This window comes from Rhizobium sp. Root482, from assembly GCF_001426565.1.
In the GTDB taxonomy this organism is placed as follows: Bacteria; Pseudomonadota; Alphaproteobacteria; order Rhizobiales; family Rhizobiaceae; genus Pararhizobium.
In genome coordinates this window covers 141,706-142,914 of the sequence record NZ_LMFA01000001.1, presented here as the reverse complement: position 1 = coordinate 142,914, position 1,209 = coordinate 141,706, and the positions used below count along the sequence as shown (strand labels likewise).

The following is a 1,209-nucleotide window of genomic DNA, read 5'->3' as shown; positions in this document are numbered from 1 at the left end:
GTAATCGGATAGGACATGGAATGCGCCAGCGCCGTGCGGGTATGGCTGATGCAGAGACCGGCGAGCAGGCTTGCCTGCGCCATGTCGGAGCGCGCCTGAAGGTCGTCTGGGGTATTCGCGACCTTGCCCAGCGCACTCAGGGAGAGGCGAAGCGAACTGATCGCCCAGCCGAAGGTGATGGCGTTGCAGGAGCGGTTCCAGACSGATTCCAGCGCCTGCGAAATGGCATCGAGCCCGGTTGCCAGCGTCACTTCGCGCGGCATGTCGATGGTCAGYTCGGGATCGAGAATGGCCGCGACGGGGAACATGTCAGCATTTGCCAGCGAATATTTTGTATTGGTCGTCTCGTCCCAGACGGTTGCGAAGGGCGTGACTTCCGCCCCGGTGCCGGACGTGGTCGGCACGACGTAGCAGGGCAGGGGCGCGTTCCTGTGCACCGGCTGGCCGTCGCGAAAATGNGCGAAGGGCGTGACTTCCGCCCCGGTGCCGGACGTGGTCGGCACGACGTAGCAGGGCAGGGGCGCGTTCCTGTGCACCGGCTGGCCGTCGCGAAAATGCATGGCCAGCGTCCAGCCTTCCGGCGCRCTCACCGCCTTGGCGATGACCTTGCCGCTGTCCATGGCGCTACCGCCGCCAAGGCCGAGAATGACATCCGGTTCGGCGGCGCGRACATCGCGGATGATCGCATCRAGACGATCGAGATCCGGATTGGGATCGATCGTATCGACGACATGCACGAGGCGGTCGCCGAAGGCATCGCGAAGGCGCTGCGTCAGGCCGCGCCGGGTGAAGCCGGCCGAGGTAACGAGGCAGATGCGCTGGCCGACAACAAGCGATCCCAGCTCGGCAATCTTGCCGGCTCCGAAGATGATGCGGGTCGGATTGCCAAAGCTGAAATTGTCGCTGAGCTTCATCAGGCCACGCCGATCTGCTTCATCAGGTTGGTCTTGTTTTCAAGCGGCGTGCTCTTCGGGCGGCCGAGATCCTNAAGCTGAAATTGTCGCTGAGCTTCATCAGGCCACGCCGATCTGCTTCATCAGGTTGGTCTTGTTTTCAAGCGGCGTGCTCTTCGGGCGGCCGAGATCCTTGCGGGCGCCGGCCTTGATGCGCAGCTCGATGAAGGCAGGGCCCTTTGATCCGGAAGCCTCGGCGATGGCGGCAAGAATGCCTTCGCGGCTGTCGCTGCCGGAAACCGACGCATAGCCGCTG

2 protein-coding genes and 1 pseudogene are annotated in these 1,209 nt (G+C 63.8%); all 3 read right to left on the bottom strand.

The window, feature by feature from the left end; all coding sequences use genetic code 11:
• Nucleotides 1-437, bottom strand: a 437-nt coding sequence (locus ASD31_RS27040; RefSeq protein ID WP_413813784.1) for an iron-containing alcohol dehydrogenase, incomplete at its 3' end; no start/stop codon positions are given.
• Nucleotides 438-459: 22 nt separating this feature from the next.
• On the bottom strand, nt 460-914 hold a 455-nt coding region (locus tag ASD31_RS27035; RefSeq protein WP_413813769.1), incomplete at its 3' end, for an iron-containing alcohol dehydrogenase.
• 99 nt (nt 915-1,013) lie between these two features.
• Nucleotides 1,014-1,209: pseudogene (locus ASD31_RS26175) on the bottom strand (hypothetical protein); the annotation flags it as partial.